The following is a 5,371-nucleotide window of genomic DNA, read 5'->3' as shown; positions in this document are numbered from 1 at the left end:
GGCCGGGTCCGTGGCGTCGCAGTACTCGCGCACCGCGCTGGTGCGGGCCACCACCCGGCCGCGGTGGACCACCAGCCGGCTGTACGCCAGCGAGAGCGTCCCGGCGAGCGTGTCGCCGCGCACGGCCAGCAGTTCCGCCGGGAAGCCCGCCTCGATCCGCACCTCCGGCAGTCCCATGGCCTCCCGCGCCCGCGCGCTCACCGCCCCGTAGGCCGCCTCCGGGTCGGCCTCCCCGTGCGAGGCCAGCAGGTAGGCGGCCTCCAGCGGATCGCCGCGCCCCACCGGGTTGGCCGTGTCCCGCAGGGCGCCGCTGCCCGCCGCGACCCGCACCCCCGCCGACCGCAGCAGCCGCACCGGGGCGGTACGGGGGTCGCCGGGGGCGCGCGGCGGCAGTCCGCAGCCGCCCTGCGGCAGGCAGACCACCGTGATCCCGGCCGCCGCGAGCGCCTCGGCGGCACGGGCCGCGACCTCGTGGGGCAGCCGGGCCAGACCGTCGCACGGGCCGACGGCCACCCCCGGCCGCAGCCCGCCCGCCACCGCGGCGAGGCGGGCCAGCCGGGCCGGGTCCGAGCCGTCGGTGTGCAGGTCCACCGCGCGGCCGTGCTCGGCCGCCACCTCCAGCACGGCCTCGACGTAGCCGGCCGGATCGGGGTCGAGGTCCGGGCAGCCGCCCACCGCCGTGGCGCCCATCCCCACCGCGTCGCGCAGCATCGCCAGGCCGTCCGCCCCCGCCGCACCGGTCAGCAGCCGGGGCACGGCGACGGCGGTGAGGTCGGTCAGGCCGTGCAGGGCGCGCCGGGCCCGCAGCACGGCACGCAGGGCGCGCAGCCCGGCGACGTCCCCGACGCGGACATGGGTGCGCACGGCCGTCGCGCCGTGGCCGAGCTGGAGCAGGGCGGCCTCGGCGGCGCGCCGCTGGACGCGTCCGGGATCGTACGGGTCCCAGGGGCCGTGCGCGGACGCCTCCGGACCGCCGTCCGTGTCCCTGCCCGGGTTCCCGCCCGCACCCCCGCCCGTGTCCGCCGTCAGGGCGGTGTCGTAGTGGGCGTGGGGCTCGGCGGGCGCGGGCAGCAGCAGGTAGCCGGTGAGGTCGACGCGGGTGGCCCAGGGAGGGGCCGGGGACGAGAGGCTGCCCGCGGTTCCGACCGCCTCGATCCGCCCGCCGCCGATCCGCACGTCCACGGTGCGGCCGTCGGCGAGCCGGGCTCCGCAGAGGACGAGCGCGGCCGGCCTCGGGAGCGGGGCGCCGGCGGACGAGGCGTCGGGGGAGGTGTCGGGGGAGGCGTTCCGGGAGGCGCCGGGCGGACCACCGGCGGGAAGGGGTGCGTCGCGATCGGGCTGCGCCGGTTCCTGCGGCTGGCTGTCGGGCATGGGGCTCCCGCGTTTCGCTCATGATCGCTGGGGTGCACCGAAGCCTAGGGCCGGACCGGGCCGGGGGCGCGCCGCCATCACGGGCGGGCCCAATAGTCGTACCGGAGGCCGCGCCGGTACGCCGGAAGGAGGGCGGGCAACGCCCTCGGACGCCGCCGTACGGAGGCGTGGCCGATACGGATTTCACGTTCGGCGGCCGGAGCGTGTAATGTCTTCATCGCTCGCCCCAATAGCTCAGTCGGCAGAGCGTCTCCATGGTAAGGAGAAGGTCTACGGTTCGATTCCGTATTGGGGCTCTGATGTGTGAGGTTCCCCGTCGCGAGACGGGGGGCCGCCCGCATCGCGGCGGTGTAGCTCAGTCGGTAGAGCAAACGGCTCATAATCGTTGTGTCACCGGTTCGAGTCCGGTCACCGCTACCTCACCCAGTAGCCGATTGCGGGGTCGGTCCTCCGATCGGCTACTCTTTCTGCGTTGAACCCGTCCCAGCCGTCAAGGAGCACTCACGTGGCTGCCACCGACGTCCGCCCGAAGATCACGCTGGCCTGCGTGGAGTGCAAGGAGCGGAACTACATCACCAAGAAGAACCGGCGCAACAACCCGGACCGTCTTGAGATGAAGAAGCACTGCCCGCGTTGCAACGCGCACACCGCGCACCGCGAGACGCGATAAAGCCGCGACCGGCCAGGCCGCCGCGCACAGACACGCACGACCGTGAGGCCGTCCCCGTTGCGGGGGGCGGCCTCACGGCTTTGCGCCCACCTGAGCTGTCCAACCAGCGAGTCGTATGGAGGTACCGGGCCATGGCGCTCGACCAGTCCTTCGTGGGGCGGAGTTATCCGCCCACCGCGCCGTACGAGGTCGGCCGGGAGAAGATCCGCGAGTTCGCCGAGGCGATCGGGGACGCCCACCCCGCCTACACGGACCCGGAGGCGGCCGGAGAGCTCGGCCACCCCGACGTGATCGCCCCGCCCACCTTCGTCTTCGCCATCACCTTCAGGGCGGCCGAGGAGGTCGTGGCGGACCCGAAGCTGGGGCTGGACTACAGCCGGGTGGTGCACGGCGACCAGAGGTTCGCCTACACGCGGCCGGTGCGCGCCGGGGACCGGCTCACGGTGACCTCCACCATCGAGTCGGTCAAGTCCCTCGCCGGGAACGACGTCCTGGACGTCCGCGGCGAGGTGCGCGACGAGGCGGGCGAGCACGTGGTGACCGCCTGGACCAAGCTGGTGGCCCGCGCGGCGGAGAAGCAGGGGGAGTGACGGGGATGACAGCGAGGATCGCCTACGCGGACGTCGAGGCCGGCACCGAACTCCCCGCACGGAGCTTCCCCGTGACCCGCGACACACTCGTGCGGTACGCGGGCGCCTCCGGCGACTTCAACCCGATCCACTGGAACGAGCGGTTCGCGCGCGAGGTCGGCCTCCCCGACGTCATCGCGCACGGCATGCTCACCATGGCCGAGGCCGTCCGCGTGGTGACCGACTGGACCGGCGACCCCGGCGCGCTCGTGGAGTACGGCGTGCGCTTCACCAGGCCCGTCGTCGTCCCCGACGACGGCAGGGGCGCCGTGATCGAGGTCTCCGGCAAGGTCGCCGCCAAGCTGGACGACGAGGCCCGCACCGTCCGGGTGGACCTCACGGTCACCAGCGCCGGCCAGAAGGTGCTGGGCATGTCCCGCGCGGTGGTCCGGCTCGCCTGAGCCGGCCGGCGCCGCGGGCGCGCGCAAGAGGTACGAGAGCGGCCGTCCGCGTCCGCGCACGGCCGCTCTCGTACTCTTGGGCGCGTGCAGGAACTCCACGACGCGCCCCTCGCCCCGCTGACCACCTTCCGCCTGGGCGGTCCCGCGACCCGCCTGGTCACGGCCACCACCGACGAGGAGGTGACCGAGGCGGTACGGGCCGCCGACGCCGACGGCACCCCGCTGCTGGTCGTCGGGGGCGGCAGCAACCTCGTCGTCGCCGACGAGGGCTTCGACGGCACCGCCCTGCGCATCGCCACCACCGGCTTCCGCCTGGAGGGCACCCGGCTGGAGCTGGCCGCGGGCGAGAACTGGTCCGACGCCGTGGCCCGCACCGTCGAGGCGGGGCTCGCGGGCGTCGAGTGCATGGCCGGCATCCCCGGATCCGCCGGCGCCACGCCCATCCAGAACGTCGGCGCGTACGGTCAGGAGGTCTCCTCCACGATCACCGAGGTCGTCGCCTACGACCGCCGGGCCGGGGAGACCGTCACCCTCCCCGCCGCCGAGTGCGGCTTCTCCTACCGGCACAGCCGCTTCAAGGCCGACCCCGCCCGCTTCGTCGTGCTGCGCGTCCGCTTCGAGCTGGAGGACGCGGGCGGCCTCTCGGCACCCCTGCGCTACGCCGAGACCGCCCGGGCGCTGGGCGTGGAGACCGGCGAGCGGGTGCCGGTGGAGCGGGCCCGCGAGACCGTCCTCAAACTGCGCGCGGGCAAGGGCATGGTGCTCGACCCCGAGGACCACGACACCTGGTCCGCGGGCTCCTTCTTCACCAACCCCGTCCTCACCGAGGCCGAGCACGCCGCCTTCCTCGCCCGCGTCGCCGAACGCCTGGGCCCGGACGCCGCCCCGCCCGCCTACCCGGCCGGGGACGGCCTGGTGAAGACCTCCGCCGCCTGGCTGATCGACCGGGCGGGCTTCACCAAGGGCTACGGCGACGGCCCGGCCCGGATCTCGACCAAGCACACCCTCGCCCTGACCAACCGGGGCTCGGCCACCACCGCCGACCTGCTCGCCCTGGCCCGCGAGGTCCGCGACGGCGTGCGCGCCGCCTTCGGCGTGACGCTCGTCAACGAGCCGGTGACCGTCGGCTGCTCGCTCTGAGCGTCCCGGCCCCCGGGCGGTCCCTCAGGACGGGGACTCCTCCGGCTCCTCCACCAGCCAGGCGTCGATGTCCGCCAGGATCGCCTTCCGGACGTCCTCCGGCGCGCGCGAGCCGCGCACCGACTGGCGGGCCAGCTCCGCCAGCTCCCCGTCCGTGAAGCCGTGGTAGCGCCGCGCGATCTCGTACTGCGCGGCCAGCCGGGAGCCGAACAGCAGCGGGTCGTCGGCGCCCAGCGCCATCGGGACCCCCGCCTCGAACAGCGTCCGCAGCGGTACGTCCTCGGGCCGGTCGTACACCCCCAGCGCCACGTTGGACGCCGGGCAGACCTCGCAGGTCACGCCCTGCTCGGCCAGCCGCGCCAGCAGCCGCGGGTCCTCGGCGGCCCGCACCCCGTGCCCGATGCGGCCCGCGCGCAGGTCGTCCAGGCAGTCGGCGACGGACGCCGGCCCCGACAGCTCGCCGCCGTGCGGGGCCGCCAGCAGGCCGCCCTGGCGCGCGATGGCGAAGGCCCGGTCGAAGTCCCGGGCGAGACCGCGCCGCTCGTCGTTGGAGAGCCCGAAGCCGACCACGCCGCGGTCGGCGTAGCGCACGGCCAGCCGGGCCAGGGTGCGGGCGTCCAGCGGGTGCCTCATGCGGTTCGCGGCGACCAGCACGCGCATGCCGAGCCCGGTCTCCCTGGACGCGGCCTCCACCGCGTCCAGGATGATCTCCATCGTCGGGATCAGCCCGCCCAGGCGCGGCGCGTACGAGGTGGGGTCCACCTGGATCTCCAGCCAGCGCGCCCCGTCCCGCACGTCCTCCTCGGCGGCCTCGCGGACCAGCCGCCGGATGTCCTCCGGCGTGCGCAGGCAGGAGCGCGCGATGTCGTACAGCCGCTGGAAGCGGAACCAGCCCCGCTCGTCCGTCGCCCGCAGCTTCGGCGGCAGGCCGCTGCTCAGCGCGTCCGGGAGGTGGACGCCGTGTCTGTCGGCGAGTTCCAGCAGGGTGCCGGGACGCATGGACCCGGTGAAGTGCAGGTGGAGATGGGCCTTCGGCAGCTTGCGGACGTCACGAGCGCTTTCCATCCGGGAATTTTGCCGCATCCGCGACACGCCCGGAAACCACCGGCCGCGACCGGGGCCGGCCGGAACACGCGGGCGGGCCCGCCGGAAGCACGTTC

Annotated in this window: 5 protein-coding genes, 2 tRNA genes and 1 pseudogene; 6 read left to right on the top strand and 2 right to left on the bottom strand. The window is 75.0% G+C overall.

What is annotated here, in order from left to right:
* Positions 1-1,371: hypothetical protein (locus QC029_RS30160; protein WP_279559029.1), on the bottom strand; the 1,371-nt coding region annotated here is incomplete at its 3' end.
* Between the two features lie 223 nt (positions 1,372-1,594).
* Between QC029_RS30160 and QC029_RS30155 the strand changes: the two genes are divergently transcribed.
* The 6 genes and pseudogenes from QC029_RS30155 to QC029_RS30130 form a co-directional block, all read left to right on the top strand.
* Positions 1,595-1,667: transfer RNA gene (locus tag QC029_RS30155), tRNA-Thr, on the top strand.
* A 48-nt stretch (positions 1,668-1,715) separates the two neighbouring features.
* A tRNA-Met gene (locus tag QC029_RS30150) sits at positions 1,716-1,788 on the top strand.
* 88 nt (positions 1,789-1,876) lie between these two features.
* A complete protein-coding gene (gene rpmG / locus QC029_RS30145; protein WP_003948671.1) occupies positions 1,877-2,041 on the top strand; it encodes a 50S ribosomal protein L33 in 165 nt (54 codons plus the stop codon).
* A gap of 131 nt (positions 2,042-2,172) precedes the next feature.
* A complete protein-coding gene (locus QC029_RS30140; protein ID WP_279559028.1) occupies positions 2,173-2,631 on the top strand; it encodes a MaoC family dehydratase N-terminal domain-containing protein in 459 nt (152 codons plus the stop codon).
* Between the two features lie 5 nt (positions 2,632-2,636).
* A complete protein-coding gene (locus tag QC029_RS30135) occupies positions 2,637-3,071 on the top strand; it encodes a MaoC family dehydratase (RefSeq protein ID WP_279559027.1) in 435 nt (144 codons plus the stop codon).
* Positions 3,072-3,140: 69 nt separating this feature from the next.
* A pseudogene (locus QC029_RS30130) lies at positions 3,141-4,211 on the top strand (UDP-N-acetylmuramate dehydrogenase); the annotation flags it as partial.
* Between the two features lie 24 nt (positions 4,212-4,235).
* Here QC029_RS30130 and QC029_RS30125 read toward each other — a convergent pair.
* The gene (locus QC029_RS30125) at positions 4,236-5,276 is read right to left on the bottom strand and encodes an adenosine deaminase (RefSeq protein WP_279559026.1); all 1,041 of its coding nucleotides are present in this window, start codon (positions 5,274-5,276) and stop codon (positions 4,236-4,238) included.
* Positions 5,277-5,371 lie beyond the last annotated feature (95 nt).

It is taken from the genome of Streptomyces sp. DH37, from assembly GCF_029813835.1.
Lineage (GTDB): Bacteria > Actinomycetota > Actinomycetes > Streptomycetales > Streptomycetaceae > Streptomyces.
The sequence above is the reverse complement of the archived record's forward strand: the minus strand, read 5'-3'. Positions and strand labels throughout refer to the sequence as shown.

Bases quoted from the DNA above. Each gene is read 5' to 3' on its own strand.
- QC029_RS30140 (WP_279559028.1), top strand. From the start codon at position 2,173: ATGGCGCTCGACCAGTCCTTCGTGGGGCGGAGTTATCCGCCCACCGCG.
- QC029_RS30135 (WP_279559027.1), top strand. From the start codon at position 2,637: ATGACAGCGAGGATCGCCTACGCGGACGTCGAGGCCGGCACCGAACTC.
- QC029_RS30125 (WP_279559026.1), bottom strand. From the start codon at position 5,276: ATGGAAAGCGCTCGTGACGTCCGCAAGCTGCCGAAGGCCCATCTCCAC.